This is a genomic window from Sulfolobus islandicus Y.N.15.51, from assembly GCF_000022485.1.
GTDB classification, from domain to species: Archaea; Thermoproteota; Thermoprotei_A; order Sulfolobales; family Sulfolobaceae; genus Saccharolobus; species Saccharolobus islandicus.
Map to the genome: position 1 here is coordinate 1,952,902 of NC_012623.1, position 21,650 is coordinate 1,974,551.

Below are 21,650 nucleotides of genomic sequence, written 5' to 3' on the forward strand. Positions count from 1 at the left end.
AAAATTCATAATAAATAGGAAATAAAAATTATCTTCTCCTTAATGCTAATATCGCTACAACTACTATAAATACTATCGCAATAATTATGGGAAGAAGTAGATTACTGGAGATACTAAATGACTGAGAAGATGGTTGATATCCATATACTATGTAATAAGTCATTGAAGGATCGTCAAACACCACAATCTTTCCGTTATAGATAAAATAATTATTTGGATTCAATTCAACCATTCCATTACTACCTTGTTTAAAAACGGCAAACGTCTCATTCTTTGCCATACTAACGTTAAATATCACGTAATTTGAACTATTGTTAATGTTAACGATCTGTGTAGTATAGGTTTTTCCTCCTAAAGTAATATTTGAAACTGTAACACTAGGCTCTACTTGGCTTACATACTCGTAAGATCCATTAGGGAATATGGTAATATATGCTCCACTGGATGTAGTATTAACGTAAATTAGGGTTGTTGGGCCAAATACCATAACCTTGTGGTATAAGTTAACAGTTGCAGTACTCTCTACTCCTTGATCAGTAATAACTACAACTGCAGGATTTCCGTTGACTAAGACAGTAGTAGCTACTGAGGCTTTAGCGTACTCTGCATTTGGATTAATAACAATTTTTATTCTAGAATTTAAACTATTATACGTTATGTTTAATATAAAACCTTGATGAGTAAAGTAGATTGAGGAGAAAGTATTATCCAGAGATCCTACAACACTACCATTTACACCAAAGAATTCAATATCAGTGAACTCCACAATACCTTGTAAATTCGTAAGCTCAGTAGCCAAAAGTCCACTGGCTTTACTACTCCATATCATTGCGGGAACGTAGGTCCCATTATAATAGGCTATTGAAGTATTGTAAGGTGCTTGAGCCCTTATCCCTTCATAATTGAACTCCATCTTACTATACCTCTGCGGTTGTGTTCCTTGTATAGTTAAAGTAAGCTGATATTCTCCAGTCATCGTTAAGTTAACCTTATGTAATAATAGCGTTAACGCCTTATGATACGTTGTTTGAGTGTGTGATATTGTAAATGTTATATTGGCGAAATTACTACCATTTAGGAACTGTAATACTAGAGTTGCAGTATTGTTAAAATACGTCAGTCCCTTCACCGTGGTTGTAGTATTTGTAAAACCAGCCCATACTACCTCTTCTATTAACCTTGGTTCAATTAGTAACACTCTAGCTAATTGCGGTATTTGTGATGTAATACTTATACTGAACGGGCTTACATTTACGCTTACTTTTCCCGTATAATTAGTTAAGGGACCTACATTTACATTAAATGAGTTACTATTGTATTTTATTGTCCTCTCGTCATTGGTTGAGGACGTTGTAGTGTTATAAAAACTTGACGAGTATTTGTACGTTATATGAGATGGGGTAATCTGGAGTGTTGATGAATATTGTTGATACATTACGTAGAGTGAAGGTGATGAAGAGTTAGCAGCAAGAGCAAGTGTTGGTAGGGAAAGGAGTATAGGAATTAAGAGTAACATTTTAGGTCTCATGGCTATAGCAATTTCATGTGCTGATTTAATAAGCTTTATCCAAATATCATATTGAAAGAGATTGGCTAAAGGGATTTGTATCAGGAATTCATTACGTAAAAAATTAAAAATTCCACTTATTTATTAAATTATGGTTGATAAACGGCTGTTGTAGATATGTTAATTATATTCCCTCCAATGTTTATCGTTAGTGTTATAATGTAAGTAGTATTTGGAGCTAATGATTGAACGTTTCCAAAGAATATTGTTACCTCATTATTACCGATTTGCAATACAGTAGGATTTATTGCACTTGACATAATATTCGCACCCTCAATTTTCGCAGATATAATGCTAGCTGGGGTTGATGAGTATAATGTAATATAAGCATAGCCATTATTCCTTATAGTCCCTTGACCCACTTGATAAACTTGGGGAACTAAAGGTTGCTGTGCAACAGTTGGTAACGGTCTTACTTTACCTAGACCTACATATGCCAAAATAAAGCCGACGAAATTAATAAGATCTATGGGTATTACTATTAATATCCCACCAATCTTAACTAATCCCTCATTATATATTTCACCAACCTTGTAAAACCCTATACCAATTAATATCCCACCAATCAGCGCTATTATTTCTCCTAAAATCAATATTGGGAATCCTATCAATACAATTGTAAGCAATGCTCCAATAATGATAATAATTAGTCCCACTAGATAGAGGGTAGTTCCAATTTCACCTATTCCTACATCTCTACCTAGGCTTTTCAAAATACCGAAACCACTCCTTATTCTCAATATACCTATTAGCCCTATAATAGCGCCAATTAGTATTACTATAGCAATTCCTACTAAAAGGCCAATACCACTGGCGATTACTCCGCTAACGTTACCGCTCGCAGCGGAAAACATACCACCGAGCATACCTGCAGATATAATTACTAGAATTCCTATTGCGGCAAGTAACACGGCAAGTATCATAAAGAGGGAGCCGCTCCTTAATTTTCCTATTCCTTCCAATTCCGTATTCTGTTGTGACATATAAGATATTCTAATTACTAATTTAAAAACTTTTACTTTCTCTATTTTTCAGAATAGTTACAACATTAACAATTTCAACATTGTCACAAGCATCGACACACCTAGCACATACAATACAACTTATCCTATTAGAATAACCTTTTTTCAAAATATCGTTACTAATAGGTATCTTAACTGGGCAAGAAGTATCACATTCCTTACTAACGCATTCTTTGCAAGTGTTAACGTCTTTGGCCCTAATCTTAAACAACACCTTGTTAAATATTCCATTGAAAGTGCCGAAACCACACCAGCCTTGCCTAGCACATGAATATATTCCAAAAATTGGAGTTAAAAAGTAAAAGAACCACCATATGTAGTTTAACGTAAACATACCGTAAAAGTCTAAGGGATTAATAGGAAGCTTAATTTTCCCTAAACCCATCATCACGAAAAGGTAAAATGCGATGATCAATGGCACGAGAAAAATCCACCTCAAATAGTCCCAAAACTTGCTGTTTTTCTTAGCTGAAAATTGTTCATAGAACACATTAGACCACATGTGAGCGGACATACAAACAAGGTTACAATAAACACCCCTGCCAAATAATGTTGAAAATAATGCAATAACGACTAGGGAAATTACGAAAGGTGCTAAAGTCACGGGAAATATCATACCACTCATTCCGAAAATATAATAGTTTGTATAGTAAGGGATCAAAACTACGAATATTGGTATCCCGGTTAGAATACCTAAAGTCCACGCCTTTAAATATCTTGTCTTAACTTTCTTAAACCTCTCATAAACTAAATAACTCATCTCAGCGCCCATCATTATTACGTAAAATGGGGCCATGGTAGTTGTCATTATAGTCATGAATGGTACCATCACTAGTTTACCAAGTAAATTGTACTTCATTATTGTCATAGTAATCATTGTTAAAGGATTAATTGGGAATAACCACCAAAACGGATTATTGAAAGGCGATCTCATCATATGTGAACCTATCATCATCTCGCAGTTCATCGTATTAACGAAGAGTGAGTTAGTCAGATTAAACCCTAATACACTCTCTCCAAAACCCATTGCCAATTCCGTTAAGTTTACTAATACAAGGAAGAGGAAAGGTTTAGGTGAGATTTTCTTAGCAGGAACATTGTAAAATATCAAAAAGAAGTACCAAACCATTGACGCAATCATAGATAGGGTAAGGAAATATAAGTTGCTAAGTGAAGCAAAAAAGGTTAAACCGAGCATCATTAGGAGATTGAACAAGGATAGAGAGATCGCAACTAATTGTCCTTGAAATGTTAACATTCTCATTTCTGTTAAGTATAACAACACGATGTTTACTATCATAAAAAGTGAGGTCAAAATTGACATTATGAACTCAAGCATTCTATCCATCAAATAAAGGGAGGGCATGAAAGCCATGGAAATGGCAAATGTGGTTATAGCGAACTCCATAATGCTTCTTCTCCTCAATATATAGAGGAAGAAAATCGCATCACCTAACATCATGGCACCATAGGCTGGATTATTAATCGCGGTAAGTAAAGGATTAGGTAAGGGAGTGAAGTAATTACCATAAAGATAACCCATTGCTAACTCATCGAAAACTATAACCGATGATAATAATAACCCATATTTCCAATTTCTATTAACGTTAATACTATGGTCCTTTATTAGGAATGATATAAACAGAGGTATCAATACTAGAAGCATTCCAGATATGAAAAGTAATACATTAAGCTGAGCTAACGCTAAACTTTCCAAACCCATCATCAATACTATCGAAAGAATTATTAACAAACCCTTAACCCTTACGTATTCTCTTCTTAAAATCAAACCAAATATCCAAAAATCAATTGTCATCATTATAATAATGTAAACAAGAGAGAACAACTTGAGTATAGTCTCATATTCCATATGGTCTATTCAAGTTTCAAAAATTTAAGTTTTACTTGAAATAACATTGGAAAAATAATATTATAGTACTATTTTTCACTTTTAAGCAATTTAGCATCAAAATAAATCTAATGTATGAATTAAATTTCCTACATTAATGACGTCTGATCAATTTAATCTTTTATATGAAATTTAATTTATATGGATAATTCAATTTTTTAAGAATTTTCGATCTAATGGTCTTATTTAATTATTGTAATTATCGTTTTTCTCATTTTTTCTAAAAATTTTTAAGTATGAACTACGATAGTAACATAATGGTAGAAAATAAAGGTCTTAGACTGAATAGAAGGGACTTCTTGAAAGCTTCTGCCGCAGCCGGTCTTGTAATGGGGCTTGGTTATTTTGCATCAAAATATAATTTTAACATATTCGTCACACGGGATGCCGTAAATGATGAAGAGTTACAACCGGGTTGGCAGTATTCCTATGTACCCAGTATATGCGCGTTTTGTTCGTCAACTTGTGACATTTTAGTGGAAACTGAATATAAAAATGGTTATATGAGAGCTCTCGAAATCGATGGTAATCCCCTTTCACCTCTAAATGAGGGTAAAGTTTGCCCTAGAGGAAGAGCTGGGATTTTCAGAACTTACAATGTAGATAGGCTTAAGACACCACTAATTAGAACTGGTCCAAAAGGTACTTGGAGTTTTAGAGAGGCCACTTGGGAGGAGGCAATTAATTACATAATGCAGAACATAAAACAATTGAATCCACAACCATACGAATTCCTTTTAATTGGTGGTGGAATACCATGTGCAAATTATAAGCCCTATTTCATTCCGTTTACTCTAGGTACACAAATACCTAATATAAATGGTACTCCGATGCAAACGTGCTTATTTAGTGATCAAGTGCCAATAGGTTTCGTAATAGGTGGATTCGATCTACATGCCACTGATATGATGGATGATATGACGTATTCTTCTTTAATAGTTGCGTGGGGTACCAGTGGAATCCCTGCAGGAATATTCGTAAATAGGGCAATAAGGTATGCAAAAGGTATAGAAAACGGTGCGTATGTTATAGCAATCGATCCCAGGATGTCTGAAGCCGCATCTAAGGCTAATCTATGGATTCCAGCAAAACCTGGTTCTGATCTTTATATTGCCATGGCTATTATTAACTACTTAATCCAAAATAACTATTATGATGACGAGTTTGTAAGGTATTACACTAATGCTCCCTTCTTAGCCTATAAAGAAAACGATGTTGTTAAATTACTAGAGGAAGATTATGATGATGGTACTGTAAAGGCATATTACGTTTACGATGAGATAAGTGGGCAAATTATAGAGGTACCACCGTTTACAAATACTAATAAATACGACGTTAATGGTAATTTTATCAAGCCAGCATTAAACGCTCCTCAAGGTTTAACTTATAATGGTAAACAAGTACAAACAGTATTCCAATTCCTAGCACAAAAAGTTAGTAATTATACGCTCGAATACGCGGCTCAAGTTGCAGACGTTCCCCTATCACAACTTCAAGAGTTAGCATTTAGAATTGCAACAATGAAACCAATGACGATAATTACCGGGTTAAAAGGTTTCTTCAACGATCAAGCTGTACAATTTAGAAAAGCTTACGCAACTATAATGGCGTTAACTGGTAACATAGACATTAGAGGAGGTTGGGTGTACTCTGCAGTTTATAGAGAAGGTATTAAGAAAGTGGTAAATGCTTATAATAACATGGTCAGTAGTGGGAAGACGAAGCCTGGTATATTATTACAAAGGCCTGAGGTATTGGAACAACTACCAGTCAATGAATTACCAGGAGCTTTCTTCGCCATGTTTCCTATCATATATGTTTATAACAACCCTTCATTCTGGATAACTGGTGTTCCAGCACTTAGCTATGCCTATAATCAAGTTCTAAAGCAACAAGGGAAGAAACCAGCTGGAGCTTATACGTTATTTGAAGAATCGGGATCATATGCCGCAATTAAGGGACAAGTTACTTGGAATGGCCAACCCTATAAACCTAAAGTTGCAATGTCCTATGGAGGTTCACCATTTAACTTCAAATGGGATGAGTATAAACAAGTGTTGGAGACCACATTCTACATTATGATAGATATACTACCGACAGAGGCTAGTTTATATGCAGATGTGATTTTACCGGATGTAACTTATCTAGAAAGAGATGAATTCTTCTGGGATGATGGCCCAGCCATGGATAGGGCAATTAGGGGCAGATGGCAAACAATACCAGTGTTATGGCCTAATACCGCAAATGGTTTGGATTTATTCATAATGTTTGCGTACATGTTAAATCCACAAGCTGGAGACGCCTATATACAATGGATGGCTAGGTTCGCTGGGGTACCTTTAGATATATTAAAGTCAGTTATACAACAAGAGATGCCCAATTATCAACAATATTTAATGAAGAATAACGGTTATCCACCATGGGGTAGTTTCACAGCTAAAGCGTGGAGAGAGGCTCAACTTAGCGTATTGTCAGAGGAACTAAACATGCCTAAAGAGCAAATATTGCAAACCTTAAGAAATAATGGTGTGATTGTAATTAAGACTGTTGATGATTATTTTGCAAACCATGAAAGAATACCATGGGACTTACCAGCTGCAACTCCAACTGGTAGAATTGAGATATATTCAACTATATTATACTATTACGTTATACAGAATTATGGATATGACCCAGTATGGGATCCAATAATAGCTGAAATACCACCAAATTGGAATGGAGGTTATGCAGTTGAAGATGGCGTTTATCTCTCACCACCAACACCATATAACTATCCAACGTTTAAACCAACACCACCAGAACTCTTCTTCATAGAGTATAAGATCCCACAATTCGCTTACACGTCTAGCGCTGACAATCCGCTGTTGATGGCTATTACTTCTAATAGTTATCATAAAGATATCTTAATGAGGGCTTGGATAAATCCAACTACTGCAGCACAATTAGGAATTAACGAAGGAGATTGGATCGCTATCGAAAGATGGAAATTACCAAACCCAGATGGTAGCATACCTAAACTAATTGTTAGGGCCCATTTGACTCAGTGGATAAGACCAGATACAATAGGAGTACCAGAGCCTTTTGGTCAAAGGAACCCAGCATTAACTACTGCAACCAAAGCTGTAAACGAGTTTGGCAATCAGCCAGTATCAGTAATGTGGGCACCAGGTAGAAATCCTTTAGGTGGTTATCACATGAATGAGCAATTCACTGTTAGGGTTAGAAAAGCGACGTCTGATGAGATTCAAGCTGCAACACAATTGGCAAGTGTGCAAACTCCAGACACATTACCTTCACAGCAGGCTAAAGTTACCACTCCTAACAATTCCGCTTCTCAAAATGATTGGCAACAATACGTCTCATACGGTAATGTTTCCACATTAGGGTGATCCCTCATGTCCACACAAGTTTCAAACCCATATATACAATTTGGGAATACTCAACCTTGTAAACACTGGGGATTCGTGGTTAAGGTAGACCAATGTCTAGGCTGTGATGCTTGTGTTGCTGCGTGTACAATAGAGAATCAAACGCCATTCTGGCGAGGTCTATTTAGAACTCATGTTGAAGATCTAGAATTAGGAGAATATCCCAACACTCAGAGAGTCTTCGTACCTAGATTGTGTATGCAATGTGAAAACCCGCCATGTTATTATGTATGTCCAACTGGCGCTACCCAAATTGTTGCTGGAGGTATTGTAGTGGTTGACGAGTATAAATGTATGGGATGTCTTTACTGTGTTGAGGCATGTCCATATGGTGCTAGATACTTCTACACTTACGAGGATATTGAGAAGTCCAAGGAGTATTTTGGATTGAATTCAATTCACGTGGTTCCTCACGTAGATAAATGTACTTTCTGCTACGGTACAGCCCCAGAAGGCACTTATACTCCTGCATGTGTAAGAACTTGTCCGGGTCATGCCAGAGTATTTGGGTGTCTTGATGATCCTAATAGTGAGGTTAGTATATTAGTTAATACTGGGCAAGCAGTAGTGTTGAATCCGGAATTAAACGTTCAACCTAAAGTTTTTTACGTGTTTAATAGGCAGTTGGGTAGGGGAGGAGGTGGTAACTCATGAATAAATTCCTATTAGCTTGGACTATAATATTCATAATAATTGGAGGAGGGATATTACTTTACGGTATGAGCTTTAATCCCATGTCATGGGCTAATGGCCTAGTGACATTTACTGAGCCTAATGACGAGCCAATACCTTGGGGACTTTTAGTAATTGGCTATATGTTTTTCGGAGTTATAGGTACTGGCGTTAGCACTTACAATTCACTATATGAACTGTTTAATAAGAATCATCCAGAAAAGAATCCGTTTAAGAATATCTCATTAAGAAACGAGTGGATAGCACTAACTGTACTAATACCGGGCTGGATTATGGTCTTTGCATCAACTTATAAGCCTGGAGAAGCTGTCTATATTTACACGAGCTTTAGAGATACCTCAAGAATAGCTTGGAACGGTTTATTGTACGCACTTGTGGGTATTGGTATAATTCTAGAAATACTAGCATTAATAGGGGAGAAGAGAAGGGAATATAAGGACCCTATTAGTAGACTCTTGGCTTGGCTATCATCTAAATCAGTATTGATATTAATAGTTGGCTATGCAATACTAATGGAGTTAATACTGGATGCGAACTTAGGCTCAGTATTCGGCTACTTATCAACATGGGTCTACGAGTTCGGTCCATTCATGTCAATGTTATTCGTCATATTATCATTCTATTCCGGTATTGCGATGTTATCATTTATGACTCCGTTATATAATAGATTTAGAAAAGTTAAAGAAGATCCAAATAGTTTGAGTATACATGAAATGTATAAAATACTAGGAAGAGACGGTGTATTAGCTACGATAGCAGTAGGTTTTTCACTACTGTGGTGGTTATGGTTAACAGCAACGAATCAGCAAACTTCAGCTTGGGCAGAGCTTATGATTTCTGGGCCATATAGTGTAGTCTTTCTAATAGGTGGAGTACTAGTTGGTGTGATAATTCCAATAATCCTTTACGGGCTTGTATATAAGAGGGGAAGTAGCCATATGTTAGTAACATCTTCGATATTCACATTACTTGGAATGTTCTCGATAATTACGATTGCTGATATCATACCTCAATCAATAACGTGGTATTATTCAGTCTCACCAATATCTCCATCAAATTCCAACTGGGTTTACGAATTGCGCAGCATTTTTAATAACGGTCCATCGTGGACGCACCTGCCATTTAATATATCGTTCTACGATATAGTGTTTTTCATTGGCTCAGTACTACTATTACTTGGGATTTACACATTGGGCGTAATACTATTACCATTAGAAGAAGATGAAAAGCCAAGACACCTTATATTCAAGTGAAGTCATATGACATCCCTTTTTTATTCACCCCTTATTAAATACCGAGTAGATGTTTTGCCCTCATCTGAGTTGAAAAAGGAAAACATTAATACCAAAGCCTTAGTCGTTATAGGAGATGGAATTGATAGGGAAAAAATTTCAGAAGATCTAGAGCTAAACCCCTTGCTGGTAAGAATAGTTGGCAAGGATAGTAGTAAGGAAGAGGTAGAATACAACAAAGTAGTTCTAGAAAACGCTTGGCTAGCAGATATAGCTCCAGTTGAAGAGATAAAATCCATTGATAGACGAAGTCTTTTACGCGGAGAAGTAAAAAAGGCTAAAAAGGTTGACAAGCCAATTTACCTTAGCGAATATTGTAATGGCTTATATAAGGCATGTAATGTATGTGAGTTTTCATGTCCTTACAACGCTATTAAAGTTGATAAGAAAACTGGAGTAAATATTGATTACATAAAATGTACATCTTGTGGTCTATGCGTAGCTTCATGCCCAGTTAGTGCTATACAATTTCCATCACTTTCTCAAAATTCGATTTTTGAATTAGCAAAGGTAAAAGGGGAAAAGAGGATTACATGCTATAAAAATACTAAAAATAGAGGAGTCAAGATACCTTGTTTAGCAATGCTATCGGAGGTAGATATAGTATTATTGAAAAGCAGTGGGAATTTAACCTTTGAATGTCCAGGGTGTGAATTTCAAGATAATCTAAAGCATTTCATTGAAGTGATCAAGGAATATAACGAGAGAATAGGAGGAATCAGCTTTTATTCCCCATCTGAAAAAATTGAGGCAAAAGAAACAAAGGAAGTAAATACTACTCCACAGTCATTTTACAATAGGGCTGAGGCTAGAAGGAACATAAGTGATGAATTGCCATACATATTATTTGATGTGAGTATTGATAATAACAGATGTACTTTATGCGAAAGCTGCGTTAATTGGTGCCCCACATCAGCACTAAAGCTCAGAAGGAATAGTGGAGTGGAAGAAATAAACTTTGATCCCAAGAGATGTATAGGCTGTAATGTGTGTGTCAATGTTTGCCCAGAATCGTGCAAATTAGAAGAAGGTAAAACAAGTGAGATTCCTCCAAATATAGCATCTCTTACTAAGGTTATTAAGGTGGAAAAGAGTAAAAGCGTTAACAAAGAGGTAAGGAAATTAGTGGGCGATGAATTAGTGAGATGCAGAGTTTGTGGAGCACCAATAGGTTCGAGGAAAAGTCTTAATCATGTTAAGAAAATAATGATTGAAAAGGGGGCTTCTTGTGAAGATGAATGGTTGGAGAGATGCCCTAAGCATAGGGCAGAGTACGCGTTTCAGAAACAATTTTCATTTAATGCAAGATTTAAACCTAGAGGTGATCTAAGATGAAGTCTCTCTCTACGGATTTCAAGATCTTTTCCTTTTTATTTCTGAGCCCGAGATATATTAAAGACGTTAAAGGGCTTATGGAGGAGATAAAGGATAAGTCATATTACAATACATTAAAGCAAATAATTCAATTGACAGAAACTAACTATGATAAGGTAGCTACGGAATTCACTTCATGTTTTATAAATGATTACAAACACGTTAAGTGCCCACCTTACGAATCGTGGTATAGGGAGAGAACTGTGTATGGCATTTCAGCACAAAGAGTATTAGAAGAGTACATCAAATATGGTATTTATCCAAAGAAACAACTAGCTGATCACATATCTACGGAATTGGAATTCGTATCATTTCTCTTGTTCGTAGAACAAGAAGACGAAGCTAAAAAGTTTATAAAAGAACATATAGTAAGCTGGGTTCCCAAATTAATTGAGGATATTCTAGCAAACAGTAAAGGGGAGTATACAAAACTGTTAGGCATAGCGCTTGAGCAATTCTTAGATTACGCAATACAAACTATCTTTGTAGTCAATAGATAGTTCTATTTTCTTTTAAATATATAATAAATTTTTATCTTTGATTATTTACCTTTTTGCAAGATTTAAAAAATCCTATTTAAACGATATTGCACTTTATTTCTTAGTACGCCTAAGCTATTAGGGGTTTAGGATATATCAAGAAATTTCATTTTATTATCTTTGAGGAGTAAAATATGGTCAAAAGAATTAGGGGCGACGTTTGGTCAAACTTAGTATTAGTCGCGACAGTCCTTGTATACGTAGTTTACATTACATTAGCTGGTTATACGTTAACGCATTTACCTCCAGTTCCATCAGTAGTTGAGACCGAAAACGGTACTGTATTATTTACGGGAGGTGAAGTTATAAGCGGAAAGGTATTAATGCAGAAATATGGATTATTCGATTACGGTAGCTTTTGGGGATTCGGAGGTTATTACGGAACTGATTTTACTGCTCTAGCCTTGAAAGTTATAAATCAAACTGCAGATCCACCTACGATAAAGGTAGATGGTCTAGCTTACTCCTCCATAACTGATTCAGAGACAAGTAAATGGATAGTGTCCAACGATTACGTAAAAGCTTACAACACGCTTTACAATGAGCTTTACAATATTTTGTACAACAATTCCTCCAACTATGGACTTAAGCCTAACTTTGTGAGTCCAAACGATTTGAGAAATATAACTGCATTTATTTTATGGGGTGCTATGATTTCTCTCCTAGGCTATACTAATGGTTTCCCTTACATGCCTCAACAAACTCAACCATCCGTAAACGTTAGCCTATCAACGTGGATAATGGTAATCGTCTTTTTAGCGGTCTTAGTTTCAATGGTGAGCTACGTTAGTCTAAAAATACTTGATCATTGGAGAGATCCTAGAATATCTGTCACCCTTCCTCCACCATCTGCATCACAAAGGATAGGCTTGATAGGAATATTCTTCGCCTCAGTCCTCGCGGGTGTACAAGGTTTGTTAGGATATTTGGCTATGCATTATTACGTAGACCCAGAGGGAATATTAGGTTTAATAAACTTCCTACCTTTTAACGTTACTAGGGCCTTGCACTTAAATATGGCAGTAGTGTGGATAGCACTTACATGGGTTGCCTTTTCAATCTTTGCGTTACCATATCTGGGTGTTCCCTTATCCAGAAAGCTTTCATTTGCAATTTTAGGTTTAACGCTATTTGCCGGAGTGGGTCTACTTCTAGGAATATTGTTCTCCTATAATCAGTTAATCCCATCACCCTATTGGTTTATTTTCGGTGCTCAAGGAAAGCCAAATGACGTTGATCAAGGTACCTTCTGGTTGCTCCTAGTTGCTCTAATATTCTTCTTAGCCTCCTCATTATTCTTCAAAGCTTCGAAGTCAACCGCGGAACCTTTAAGACCACTAACGAGGATTACTGCAATAGGTCTCTTGGGATCTGGAATAGGTGCAATCTTTGGATCATTACCAATAATTGCTCCATGGCCTAACTTCACCGAAGACCAGTTCTTCTTATGGATTATGATACATTCGTTCGTTGAGGGATTCTGGCCCTCTATAGTAATACCAGTAGTATTAATACTTCTAGTTGTCAACAATTTAATACCACCAAGTCTAGCTACGATGGCAGCGAGTATAGATTCCGTTAGCGAAATACTCTCTGGGATGATAGGTACTGCACATCATTATTATTTTGGAGGTGAACCGTTATTCTGGATGTACTTGGGAGCATCAGCATCCATATTAGAGGTTATCCCTATTCTCTTCTTAACTTATTACGCAATTTTGCTAGGGAGAAGAGGTGAAATTAAGACCGAATTTCAAAAGACGTTAGTAACTACCATCTTAATCTCAGCTATTGGAGGGGCATTTGTAGGAGCGATTATTGGTGGGGCTTCAATATTAAACGCTCCAATGATAAACTATTACGTCCATGGGCTACAATTTACCATGGCTCACGCGCATTTAGCATTCCCACTAGTATGGGGTTTAACTGCAATTCTAATGTGGATTGCTGCATTGTATTTGTCCGGTGGGATTAAAGAAAACGAGCTAAAGACATTGAGAATTATGATACTGATTTACGCTATCGGTTTCATAATGCAAGGAATAGACTTATGGGCATTAGGGGCTGTTCAACTAGCTACAGTTTTAAGGGTAGGTTATTGGGCGGCTAAAGGTACACTATTCTATCTACTATCTATTCCAGATTTAATAGTGTGGCTTAGAATGATTGGTGATGTAGTTGCGGGTTTCGCTGCTGCCGTAATTATAATTTACACGCTCAAGGGTGTAATTAAATCTTACAAGATCAAAATATAAAAGGCAAATTACTTTTTTTTTAAAAAAACTCTTTTAGTTCATGTTTTGAGTTATCACCTTTCATAAGGTCGCTTTTCCCAGTTAAATCTCTAAGATGTACGTTTTTCCAATGAATATCGTCAAATGCGGTTTATCTATTATTTGTTTTTGAAAAAGCTTCTACTATTAACTGCTCTGAGAAGTTCATTAATGATGTTAAGTAGTCAGACATTCTTTCCACCTTAGGTTGTAAAGGAATTTATGTTAACTGAAAGGTTTTAGAAGTAAGAAGGGATAAAACTTGATAAAGACGTGCTTTGACTCAAATTAACTCTCTACTTCTTATTGCAATCCTCATTTAACGTGATTATGCTCATATCATCTGGATAATCAATTATACAGAAGAACTCCAATTGATCACTCTCATTAATAATTGCGTGTTTCACGTTAGAGTTTATAAAAATGTAGTCACCCTCCTTTAACTCATAAACTTTATCGCTCACACAAACCTTACATTTCCCCTTAGTTACAACAACAGTCTCCTGGTACTTGTGGATATGCATTGGTATAATTCCATCCCTCAATAGGGTGAATTTTCTTACAGCGTAGTTAGAATCATTTTCTTTAGTAACTAACCATTGAATGAACGCGTTTTTAGAACCATTGACTAGCACCCTATCCATTTTTACTTCCTTGATATTTGAAACAAAATAATCAACCATAGGTAAAAATAAAGATTGTAATTAAAAAATCTAACGATGTCTCATAAAACAATATAAGTAACCTACAAGCATTGAGGTTAAAGCTAAGGAAAACTCAAACCCGTAAAGCATTACTTTTGTGAGCCACTCGTAGTCTGTTAACAAGTAACTCAAACCACCAAATCCAGCTATTCCAATGGATACCAAATTGCCTAAACCAATGAATTTGGGGAATAATAAACCAGTCTTGTTAGCTAACATATAAAGGTAAATTCCAAAACCTCCAGTGATTCCAGCAAAGATAATGTGAAGTATCAAGATACTAGTTGACAAAGTGTCTTGAACAGTATCATACATTGCCCTAACTAGCCCAAATGAGAATGCCAAAAACATTATGATGATACTAAAAATTGAATATTTATAGATCTCTCGCATATTCGCCAACTTTAATCACCTCAGACGACTTTCCAATTTCAGTCGTCTTTACTCTTAAAAATATAGAGGACTCGAGAAGATAGTATTGAATGTCCTCTAACAACTCATACCAAGCGATGTTGGGAATATCACTCCTTATTTTAATGTCTAACTCATGAGCAATTTTCTTCAATGATGGAACACATGAAAAAGTTGTAATAGAACACCTATCACACTGATATGTAGCATCGTAATAGTTGAAATATATCAAATGTCTATCATTAGTGATATACATTATCCCCTCCTTCAAATTTATCCCTTTATTATTTACCGTAAAGGGAAGTACTGCCTTAAAACCAATTGCATTGTCAATTAGTAACCCCATTCTCCTTAGCCTATCTACGATAAAGTAAAAATAACTCTTACTGATCTCCCCATCCCTCCTATCACTGCTTAAAACCCTTAAGTAATCTTTTACCTTGCTGAAACTGTCATCCCTAAGTAATATAACGTCATCTGAAATTATTGGCCTTGCAACATTATTGATCACAAGGAGACACATATACGATACTATTCTTCTTTTTACGATAAAAATTTAACCATATTAACTTTCTCAAAACGTTAATTAACACTGTTAAAGAAAGTCGTTCTTGCCCAATTTTAATTAGATAAAAAAGTTAAAATTTTCTTAATTCCAATATGTATTTATGAACTAAACGTTAAAGGCAAGGGTAAACTTTCAGTTGTAAATTATTTTTCTCGAAACTCATAAACTATATCATAAATCAAGGATTAAATTTCTAGTGAAAAGTATAAAGATTAATTAATTATTTTGAATAATGCATAGCATCAAGGATAAACCTAGGATAACCCAGCATATAAATGAGAAATTGGCTATTCAAGAATCCTATAAACAAAATTGTGCTAATCTTCTTTTTCTTACTATTATTACTACTATAGGATAGCAACGGGAAAAATATATATTATAAATTCTTAATTGTGATATCCCCGTGATATGGTATCAATACAGTATAGGGAAGGGATACTAAATAATTAAACGAGTTCACTGCAAAGTCGTAATTCCAAGAGAATATTCTAAGGGGTGGTGATAACGTATTTCTAACATTCCTAATAGCATCACCAACTATCAAATACTTACCATCAAATAAGGCAATATGCCCCTTTGTATGCCCCGGTACATGTGTAACCTTAAACCCTCCCAACTCCTCACCGCCTTTTAATGCAACATCAACCTTAACTGATTCATAATGCAAATTGTTAATCCTCTCCATGGTCTTCTTAAAGATTGAAAACGAAACGCCCAACTCATCACTATAAATTATGTTATATTTTGGAGGATTTTCCAAATTTTCTAACTCATCTACATGGGCATATATTTTAGCATCACTTATTCTCTTTATTGCCATAGCGTTGCCGGCATGATCGTGATGCCAATGTGTTATTACGATATCCGAAATATCTTCTAGCGAATATCCCCATGTCTTAAGATAGAACTCAATCTGATCAAGGTATCCCGGTAAACCAGTATCAACAATCATTAATCCCCCACAAGGACCATTCTCTATAACGGATATATTGTGATTAAGTATCGTATCGAAAAATTCAGGCTCTAACAACTCCATTATCCTAACCTTACCGATTTTAACCATTAATCCATCACCAAACGTATTAATCTAACAACCTTTTCGTACGCTTCCCTCTTACAATCGTCCCCATTAATGTTACTCAAAAATTTACAACCACCCATACACAAAGGTAGATATGGACACGATTTACACTTATCCTCAATTTTAACCTTCCACCATAACGACTTGTTCGTTACTTTAACACTCCCATCCTCTTCCAATTTACCCTTAACGTAAAGCGGATTACCGGTGAAAGCCCAACAAGGGTAAATATTTCCCTCTGGATCAACTACAATATCTTCATTTGAATAGGCTACACAAAAACCTAGTCTAAATACGTCATGAGGAACTTCAAATCCATATTTTCTCGCAGTCTCCCAGAATTTCACTAAAACATCTCCTTCAGCCTTGCTGGATATTGTGAAATCCCACCACTCATTTCTGAACATGTTTGAATGAACCAAATGAGGGTCTAATCTCACTTTATTTATCCCTTCCCTCTTCAACTCGTCCAATAGCTCCTCTATTTCGGTCAAGTTCTTTACATCAATGTTTATCCTCAATACTACTTTTATCAAATCTTGTACCTCCTTTAGATTCTTCACTATTACATCGAATGAACCCTTACCTCTAACAAAGAACCTCCTCTTATCGTGAACTTCTTTTGGTCCGTCTAACGTTATTTGTGCATAAGTCAACCCTAGTGGAATTAGTCTTTCAGCTATTTTTCTAGTTAAAAGAGAACCGTTAGTCACTACACTGAACGAGTATTTTAAGTCAGATAATTCTCTCGATATCTCCTCTATTTTCCTAAGCTGTAGGAGTGGTTCTCCACCAAAGTAGGTTATCCTTACCTTCCTACCTCTCTCGTTTTTCCTAATATAGTTTACGAAACCTCTTATAACCTTATCTGATACTGAAACGTTTTTCCTAAACCCTTTCTGGAAACAGTAAATACAATCGAAGTTGCAGTTATAAGTTAACACAAGAGTGGGTTCTAGAACGGGTTTTCTTAAAAATTTATCAATTTCCTCATCTAAATCCTCATCTGCAGCTGAAAAGCCTTCCTCTATTATATCCTTTAAATGTTCTGGTACAATCCCTTTCCTTAACTTTTCAATTTCCCATAAATTGAGCTTAATTGCGTATCCAGTGAGGGTATTGAAGAGGACATCTCCAATAAAAAGATTAAACTTGGAGAGGGCCATGACTATTTGCCCTCAGTCTCCCCAGCTTGGAGAGTAACCACATCTACCATATTTCCTCTCTATTACAACTACCTTTTTTGCTTGAAGAGTTGCCTCCATTTTTCCACCCGTAAGGCTACATATGATTAATTACATTTAAACTTAATATTTAAAAGAGGGCCATTTGCGCAATTAACAGTATTTAGGCGGTATTATGAAGAACCATTTAAAAATCTAGAATATTCGACAATAATATGGGAAAAGGGCTTTTAAAAATAAAGGAATTGGAAGGAGAGGCGCTGTTCTTTCTAGACGAGAGTAGGATAGTCATTAGCACGTCAATTAGGAAGGTTTTGGCCAAGATTGGTAGTAAGCCAGTAATGCACGTTAATATGGGTTTTTCTTCACTTCACGTTTTTCTCACTATAAACGCGTGGACTGGTGAAGTGGTTGTTGGTATTCTTAGGAGGACCAATTCTGAGTCTTTGAAGTAATTCTTGAGGTACTTTAAGAGGCGTATAGGTAATGGAAGGGTTTACATGGTTATGGATAATTATTCTCCTCATAAAACCAAGGGTGCGCTTGAGGTTTGTAGTAGGAAGGGTATTTATCCCATATTTACTCCTCCTTATTCGCTTGAGCTTAATATGGCCGAGGCAGTCTTCAAGCCCTTCAAGGTATACATGAGTAATAAAGTTTCGCTCGATAGATGAGGTTGTAAATTGTATTGAACAGTTCTTTGAGGAAAAATAAGTATATGTTTAATCTTAATGCAATAACGTACTTAGGATTAGATAAAATTGAGGTCTAAGAACTTTCCGAATTTTTACCTGTTATGTGTACACGAAGTTGGGAGTTTATCTCATTTACTCTGTGGGGGATAGGAATGAGAGTACTTTCCGTGGAGTCAAAAAGTATTTGTTGGAGGAGGGTAGGTGGGTGAGTGATGATTATAACTTGTACTTCTGGTTGAAAGGTACACGGTTATCTCACCGGTTAACCCTAACGAGTCACTGTACTCTTCATTGAGGGAAAGGCTGGTTAGGTTCAAGAGGGCTACAAAGGCAGTAAATGGGAGCATTAGTACCATGATGTACTCCATAGCCCTAGTCTTATGGGAAAAGAGGTTAATCCTAGAATTTGTAGCTTAATAATTACATTATCTCCACACTCGTCCAGTCTATTGAAACGTTTATTTCCTTCTCTCCTTCAGCGTCTTCGAGGATATTTTCCTCACTTGTTCCAAGAGTTTTTCAAGTGGTGTTAGGTTTTACGGCATTGAATTAGAGGACATAAGGAAGGCAATTGAGAGGGCTACTGTTAAAGAGTAAAACATTTGATTTTCCTTAAATCTTGTTTTTTCTGCCAACTTTTCCGGAAAAGCTGACAGCATATTAGCAAAATTTATTTAAATCTTGACACCAACTATTATTGTGTCATACATTTCACAGATGAGCTTTCAAAACCCTTGGTGGGTTGATAAGAATAGGATACTTGAAGATGAACACGTGAAAAGGGCTAAGGTTATAGTACCACCAATCGATGAGAGTGCTTTGATATTAGGACCTAGGCAGGTGGGAAAAACGACTTTCCTGAAAACTACCATAAAGACCTTGCTTGAGAGAGAAGACCCTAGGTCAATTTTCTTCTTCTCTTGTGACGCGTTTTCCAAGAAGGAGGAGTTAATAAGTTTAGTTAACGAGTACAGAACGTTAGTCAATAGGGAGAAAAGTGCATACATATTTTTAGATGAAATAACTTCAGTGAGCGATTGGAATACAGCTTTGCTACACTTGTTCAATGCTGGTTACTTTAATGACTCATTGATTTACGTCACTGGTTCTTCCTCTATAAATTTGAGGAAAGAGATGCTACCGGGGAGACCCATAAAGAAGTACGTGTTTTACCCCTTGAATTTTAGAGTTTATTTCAACACTTTTTATAAAAAATTAATACAAGATCACGTGAAAGTTGACGAGAAGGATGAACTTTACGAAAACGCTTTGAAGCTTTTACCATATATTTCAGAGTTAAACAAGGCTTTATTGGAATACATTAGGCGAGGGGGTTTCTTCGCAACTTCATTTTCCGAAAACCCATTATCGCTTTACGAGGCTTATAAGGACGCAATACTTTCAGAGTTTTTAAAGACTGAGAGAAAGGAGAGCATGTTTAAGGTAATTATTAGGAAAATAATTGAGAGCTATGGTAGTAGGATTTCTGAAAACACTATTGCCAAAGACGTTAACGTTTCTCACACTACTATTGGCGATTACATAGACGTTTTAGAGAAGTTGTTCATTATAAGGACTTTTAGGAAGATAGAGGGAGGGGGAAAGACTAATTATAGGAGTTTGAAGAAGGTGTATTTTATTGACCCCTTCTTCTTTAGGGTAATGAAGATTTATAGTGTTGGCAAAGACATTGATGATATCGAGATACCTTTGATCGTTGAGGGAATTGTCGGCGAGCATTTGGCAAGGGAATACAAAGAGGTTGGTTATTTACATTTTAAGAGCGGTAAGGAGGTTGACTTCTCTGTAGGTAATGTAAAAGTTGAGGTTAAGTGGAGGAGAGAGAAAGAAAAGAAGAGATATAATAACGTTGATTACGTTTTAACTATTGATGAGTTTAAGAAAAGTGATGAGCAATTAACTTTGCCAGTCTCAATTTTCCTCTATTTAATCTCCTCTGATAAGTTATTTTATGAGTTGACTAGTATTTCCCACTTGTAAAAAACCCTAGTATTCTTGTACAGATAAGTCCACATCTCATCCACAACCTTAGTAACAACACTACCCTTAACTAAGCCTTTAGTCTTCCCCCACAACTTAACAAGCTTCTCGTACTTCTGCCCACTATAACGCTTAATCCAAGTGAACACAGTAACTAGAGGTACATTAAGCACCTTGGATATGGCCCTCATGCCATTAACATCTTTAAAGCCTCCTCCCTCAACTTCTTAGAATGGTAAGTAGCATCACCCAAGAAGTACCTACCACAATCCCTACACAAATACCTCTGCCTACTACACTTAACTACATGATGAGAACCACAAGAGGGGCAAGAAACGTCTTGCCTAACTACAGCCTTCCTACCCATAAGTAATACTCGTTATAAAAATATAAATAGCTTAATTGCTACACTATCTTTACACCGAATTATTCAGATTTAGGTTTAAACATTTCATGTCTAATATAAACATTAAGCCATAAGATTTAAAAATTAGAAATACTATTTATATATTAGTGGTGTTGTATGAGCTTAACACTTAAGCAAAAGGAAGACCTTCAGAATGTTAAGAAGAAGCTAGAGGAGATCTTCGACCCTCCAATATATGAGATACCGATAGAGAGACTACCGGAGGATCTAAGATATTGTCTTGAATACCCTAACGAATGGAAATATGTACAAAGAATAGGTTTATTCTTTAAAAAAGTAGTTTATCTTATGATAAAAAGTTAAATGAAATCTTCATCTCTTTTCTACATATAAGTTAATCTCTTATACTTCGTAATTCAGACAAGTAATTTTCTTAATTTGGAATTTAGCTAAAATTTACTTAAAATCTTTTCTTTTAAACTCTCTGAGTAACAATAAAATTTTTATATTGGGTTAAACTTACAATACTGTCACTTTATTAA

At 35.9% G+C, this 21,650-nt stretch carries 16 protein-coding genes and 3 pseudogenes; 10 read left to right on the forward strand and 9 right to left on the reverse strand.

Annotated elements, in window-relative coordinates; all coding sequences use genetic code 11:
• Window positions 1–28: 28 nt before the first annotated feature.
• From YN1551_RS10665 to YN1551_RS10675, 3 genes are all read right to left on the reverse strand, one after another.
• Window positions 29–1,528 (reverse strand): hypothetical protein, encoded by a 1,500-nt coding sequence (locus tag YN1551_RS10665; protein WP_012717789.1) that lies wholly within the window; start codon window positions 1,526–1,528, stop codon window positions 29–31.
• Between the two features lie 128 nt (window positions 1,529–1,656).
• Window positions 1,657–2,550 carry a DUF973 family protein gene (locus tag YN1551_RS10670; RefSeq protein WP_010923483.1) on the reverse strand — a complete coding sequence of 298 codons (894 nt, stop codon included), beginning with the start codon at window positions 2,548–2,550 and terminating at the stop codon, window positions 1,657–1,659.
• Between the two features lie 22 nt (window positions 2,551–2,572).
• On the reverse strand, window positions 2,573–4,459 hold the full coding sequence (locus YN1551_RS10675; protein ID WP_012715645.1) for a 4Fe-4S binding protein: 1,887 nt from the start codon (window positions 4,457–4,459) through the stop codon (window positions 2,573–2,575).
• A 296-nt stretch (window positions 4,460–4,755) separates the two neighbouring features.
• Between YN1551_RS10675 and YN1551_RS10680 the strand changes: the two genes are divergently transcribed.
• The 6 genes from YN1551_RS10680 to YN1551_RS10705 all read left to right on the forward strand — a co-directional run bounded on the left by YN1551_RS10680 (window position 4,756) and on the right by YN1551_RS10705 (window position 14,079).
• A complete protein-coding gene (locus YN1551_RS10680) occupies window positions 4,756–7,887 on the forward strand; it encodes a molybdopterin-dependent oxidoreductase (protein ID WP_238526227.1) in 3,132 nt (1,043 codons plus the stop codon).
• A gap of 6 nt (window positions 7,888–7,893) precedes the next feature.
• A complete protein-coding gene (locus tag YN1551_RS10685; protein WP_010923480.1) occupies window positions 7,894–8,580 on the forward strand; it encodes a 4Fe-4S dicluster domain-containing protein in 687 nt (228 codons plus the stop codon).
• Window positions 8,577–9,872, forward strand: a complete 1,296-nt coding sequence (gene nrfD, locus YN1551_RS10690; protein WP_010923479.1) for an NrfD/PsrC family molybdoenzyme membrane anchor subunit — start codon at window positions 8,577–8,579, stop codon at window positions 9,870–9,872. Before YN1551_RS10685 ends, nrfD begins: the two co-directional genes overlap by 4 nt.
• Before the next feature lie 6 nt (window positions 9,873–9,878).
• Window positions 9,879–11,246 (forward strand): 4Fe-4S dicluster domain-containing protein, encoded by a 1,368-nt coding sequence (locus YN1551_RS10695; RefSeq protein WP_012715647.1) that lies wholly within the window; start codon window positions 9,879–9,881, stop codon window positions 11,244–11,246.
• On the forward strand, window positions 11,243–11,785 hold the full coding sequence (locus tag YN1551_RS10700) for a TorD/DmsD family molecular chaperone (RefSeq protein WP_012715648.1): 543 nt from the start codon (window positions 11,243–11,245) through the stop codon (window positions 11,783–11,785). The genes YN1551_RS10695 and YN1551_RS10700 overlap by 4 nt, the downstream gene beginning before the upstream one ends.
• A gap of 173 nt (window positions 11,786–11,958) precedes the next feature.
• Complete coding sequence (locus YN1551_RS10705; protein WP_012715649.1) at window positions 11,959–14,079, forward strand: nitric-oxide reductase large subunit; 2,121 nt, start codon at window positions 11,959–11,961, stop codon at window positions 14,077–14,079.
• 314 nt (window positions 14,080–14,393) lie between these two features.
• Here YN1551_RS10705 and YN1551_RS10710 read toward each other — a convergent pair whose 3' ends face one another.
• From YN1551_RS10710 to YN1551_RS10730, 5 genes are all read right to left on the reverse strand, one after another.
• Window positions 14,394–14,780: a cupin domain-containing protein gene (locus YN1551_RS10710; RefSeq protein WP_012713501.1), complete on the reverse strand. Its 387-nt coding sequence runs from the start codon at window positions 14,778–14,780 to the stop codon at window positions 14,394–14,396.
• Between the two features lie 30 nt (window positions 14,781–14,810).
• Window positions 14,811–15,194, reverse strand: coding sequence for a hypothetical protein (locus tag YN1551_RS10715; protein ID WP_012713500.1), 384 nt, complete (start codon window positions 15,192–15,194; stop codon window positions 14,811–14,813).
• Complete coding sequence (locus tag YN1551_RS10720; protein WP_012710661.1) at window positions 15,178–15,735, reverse strand: hypothetical protein; 558 nt, start codon at window positions 15,733–15,735, stop codon at window positions 15,178–15,180. Before YN1551_RS10720 ends, YN1551_RS10715 begins: the two co-directional genes overlap by 17 nt.
• Before the next feature lie 421 nt (window positions 15,736–16,156).
• Window positions 16,157–16,843 carry an MBL fold metallo-hydrolase gene (locus YN1551_RS10725; protein WP_012717790.1) on the reverse strand — a complete coding sequence of 229 codons (687 nt, stop codon included), beginning with the start codon at window positions 16,841–16,843 and terminating at the stop codon, window positions 16,157–16,159.
• A complete protein-coding gene (locus YN1551_RS10730; protein WP_012713497.1) occupies window positions 16,843–18,027 on the reverse strand; it encodes a radical SAM/SPASM domain-containing protein in 1,185 nt (394 codons plus the stop codon). The genes YN1551_RS10725 and YN1551_RS10730 overlap by 1 nt, the downstream gene beginning before the upstream one ends.
• A 251-nt stretch (window positions 18,028–18,278) precedes the next feature.
• Here YN1551_RS10730 and YN1551_RS16065 point away from each other — a divergent pair.
• The 3 genes and pseudogenes from YN1551_RS16065 to YN1551_RS10745 all read left to right on the forward strand — a co-directional run.
• Window positions 18,279–18,817 (forward strand): annotated as a pseudogene (locus YN1551_RS16065) (IS630 family transposase); the annotation flags it as partial.
• A gap of 11 nt (window positions 18,818–18,828) precedes the next feature.
• Window positions 18,829–19,157: pseudogene (locus tag YN1551_RS10740) on the forward strand (IS1 family transposase); the annotation flags it as partial.
• 300 nt (window positions 19,158–19,457) lie between these two features.
• A complete protein-coding gene (locus YN1551_RS10745) occupies window positions 19,458–20,741 on the forward strand; it encodes an ATP-binding protein (RefSeq protein WP_012717791.1) in 1,284 nt (427 codons plus the stop codon).
• On the opposite strand, the pseudogene YN1551_RS17265 reads toward YN1551_RS10745, so the two are convergent.
• Window positions 20,732–21,108 (reverse strand): annotated as a pseudogene (locus tag YN1551_RS17265) (IS1/IS1595 family N-terminal zinc-binding domain-containing protein); the annotation flags it as partial. The gene YN1551_RS10745 and the pseudogene YN1551_RS17265 overlap by 10 nt on opposite strands.
• 156 nt (window positions 21,109–21,264) lie before the next feature.
• Here YN1551_RS17265 and YN1551_RS10755 point away from each other — a divergent pair.
• Complete coding sequence (locus YN1551_RS10755; protein ID WP_012715654.1) at window positions 21,265–21,471, forward strand: hypothetical protein; 207 nt, start codon at window positions 21,265–21,267, stop codon at window positions 21,469–21,471.
• Window positions 21,472–21,650 lie beyond the last annotated feature (179 nt).

What these genes read in the sequence shown, in the direction of transcription:
- YN1551_RS10710 (WP_012713501.1), bottom strand. Translation starts at nt 14,780, where the DNA reads ATGGTTGATTATTTTGTTTCAAATATCAAGGAAGTAAAAATGGATAGG.
- YN1551_RS10700 (WP_012715648.1), top strand. Translation starts at nt 11,243, where the DNA reads ATGAAGTCTCTCTCTACGGATTTCAAGATCTTTTCCTTTTTATTTCTG.
- YN1551_RS10705 (WP_012715649.1), top strand. Translation starts at nt 11,959, where the DNA reads ATGGTCAAAAGAATTAGGGGCGACGTTTGGTCAAACTTAGTATTAGTC.
- YN1551_RS10715 (WP_012713500.1), bottom strand. Translation starts at nt 15,194, where the DNA reads ATGCGAGAGATCTATAAATATTCAATTTTTAGTATCATCATAATGTTT.
- YN1551_RS10725 (WP_012717790.1), bottom strand. Translation starts at nt 16,843, where the DNA reads ATGGTTAAAATCGGTAAGGTTAGGATAATGGAGTTGTTAGAGCCTGAA.
- YN1551_RS10695 (WP_012715647.1), top strand. Translation starts at nt 9,879, where the DNA reads ATGACATCCCTTTTTTATTCACCCCTTATTAAATACCGAGTAGATGTT.
- YN1551_RS10755 (WP_012715654.1), top strand. Translation starts at nt 21,265, where the DNA reads ATGAGCTTAACACTTAAGCAAAAGGAAGACCTTCAGAATGTTAAGAAG.
- YN1551_RS10685 (WP_010923480.1), top strand. Translation starts at nt 7,894, where the DNA reads ATGTCCACACAAGTTTCAAACCCATATATACAATTTGGGAATACTCAA.
- YN1551_RS10665 (WP_012717789.1), bottom strand. Translation starts at nt 1,528, where the DNA reads ATGAGACCTAAAATGTTACTCTTAATTCCTATACTCCTTTCCCTACCA.
- YN1551_RS10745 (WP_012717791.1), top strand. Translation starts at nt 19,458, where the DNA reads ATGAGCTTTCAAAACCCTTGGTGGGTTGATAAGAATAGGATACTTGAA.
- YN1551_RS10720 (WP_012710661.1), bottom strand. Translation starts at nt 15,735, where the DNA reads ATGTGTCTCCTTGTGATCAATAATGTTGCAAGGCCAATAATTTCAGAT.
- nrfD (WP_010923479.1), top strand. Translation starts at nt 8,577, where the DNA reads ATGAATAAATTCCTATTAGCTTGGACTATAATATTCATAATAATTGGA.
- YN1551_RS10680 (WP_238526227.1), top strand. Translation starts at nt 4,756, where the DNA reads ATGGTAGAAAATAAAGGTCTTAGACTGAATAGAAGGGACTTCTTGAAA.
- YN1551_RS10670 (WP_010923483.1), bottom strand. Translation starts at nt 2,550, where the DNA reads ATGTCACAACAGAATACGGAATTGGAAGGAATAGGAAAATTAAGGAGC.
- YN1551_RS10675 (WP_012715645.1), bottom strand. Translation starts at nt 4,459, where the DNA reads ATGGAATATGAGACTATACTCAAGTTGTTCTCTCTTGTTTACATTATT.
- YN1551_RS10730 (WP_012713497.1), bottom strand. Translation starts at nt 18,027, where the DNA reads ATGGCCCTCTCCAAGTTTAATCTTTTTATTGGAGATGTCCTCTTCAAT.